The 1,559-nt window shown below is 60.8% G+C and carries 1 protein-coding gene; it reads left to right on the top strand.

Annotation, left to right across the window (positions count from 1 at the left end; translation table 11 throughout):
- Positions 1–86: 86 nt before the first annotated feature.
- Positions 87–1,525, top strand: a protein-coding gene (locus tag AC50YA_RS23070) for an IS3 family transposase (RefSeq protein ID WP_494984473.1) whose coding sequence is annotated in 2 segments (ribosomal slippage) — positions 87–459 and positions 459–1,525 — 1,440 coding nt in all. Because the reading frame shifts where the segments join, the coding sequence is not laid out codon by codon here.
- Positions 1,526–1,559 lie beyond the last annotated feature (34 nt).

Here is a 1,559-nt window from a genome sequence, read left to right as displayed (position 1 = left end):
GCCCTACGTGTCAGGCTGGAACGGTACCAGGGGCTCATAGCAAGTCCGTTTAATCGCGTGGGGCGAGAGCCAGGAATCCAGTAATCATGTCCAGTCCAGTTTTGAGTGCAGTACGCGAAGATAGTGCTGTGAGTAGTAGTAGTAGTAATAATGGGCCGCGGGCCGGTGGTCCGCGGCCTCGACGGTCATTCACCCCGGTCCAGAAGCTTGAGTTCTTGACCGCGTACGAGAACGCGTGCGAGAACAATGAAGGTGGTTCTTTCCTGCGCCGGGAGGGCCTGTATTCCTCTCAGATGACCGAGTGGCGGCGGCTGCGTGACGCCGGGGTCCTGGCCGGGAAGAAGGCCGGCGAATCGATCGGGAAACTCTCGGCCGAGCAGGCCGAGAACGCGCGTTTGCGCCGCCAGTTAGAGGTGAGTGAGAGCCGGCTGAAGAAGACCGAGGCAGCCTTGGAGCTGATGGGAAAACTACAGGCGTTCTTAGAGAGCGCCTCAGAGGATATTCCGGACGGGCCCCGGTCCAAGAAACGCTGATGGCCACCTACCGGTCAATGCTGGAACTGAAGATCCCCACGCGCCGTGCAGCATCATTGACGGGTGTTTCCAGGACGACCGCGAACCGCAAACCGGCCCCGCCGCGGGACCAGCTGCCGGTGGTGCCGCAGAACAAGCTCAGCGCCGCTGAGAGGACCGGGATCCTGGCGGCACTGAACTCGCCGGAGTTCGTGGACCTGGCACCCATGCAGGTCTACACGAAGCTGCTGGACCAGGGAATCTATCTGGGGTCCCTGTCGACTTTTTACCGGGTACTGGAGGAAAACAAGCAGGTCAAGGAGCGCCGACGGCTGGCCAAACACCCACCCCGGGCGGTTCCTGAACTGGTCGCTACCGCCCCGGGCCAGGTATTCACGTGGGATATTACAAAGCTCGCGGGCCCGGTCAAGGGGAAGTATTTTGACTGCTACATGATGGTCGATATCCATTCCAGGTTCATCGTTGGCGCGCACGTCCACGCCACCGAATCCGGGGCGTTGGCCGTGGAAATGATGAAGGGAATCTTCGGAATCCACGGCATCCCCCAGGTCGTGCACGCGGACCGGGGAACGTCCATGACCTCCAAAACCGTCGCCGCGCTGCTCTCGGATCTGGAGGTCACCCGGTCCCACTCCAGGCCCCGCGTGTCGAATGATAATCCGTACAGCGAGGCGATCTTCAAAACCCTGAAATACGGTCCGGAATTCCCTGAACGCTTCGGCTCAGTCCACGACGCCGGAGCATTTATCAGCGGTTTCGTGGACTGGTACAACCATCACCACCAGCACTCCGGAATTGGTTTCCACACGCCCGCGAACGTCCACTACGGCAACGCCGCCGGCGTCGCCACAGAACGCTCGGCAACCCTCGCGGCAGCCCGGGCGAAACACCCCGAACGCTTCACGACCACCACTGATCCAAAAATACTCGCCCTCCCAGGACCGGCGTGGATCAACCAACCCAAGGAAATCCCCGAACAGTCAGCCGCCTAACTCCCGTTGGTACCGTTCAGCTTGAAAAATTCCG

It is taken from the genome of Pseudarthrobacter sp. RHLT3-21 (assembly GCF_059383495.1).
The sequence above is the reverse complement of the archived record's forward strand: the minus strand, read 5'-3'. Positions and strand labels throughout refer to the sequence as shown.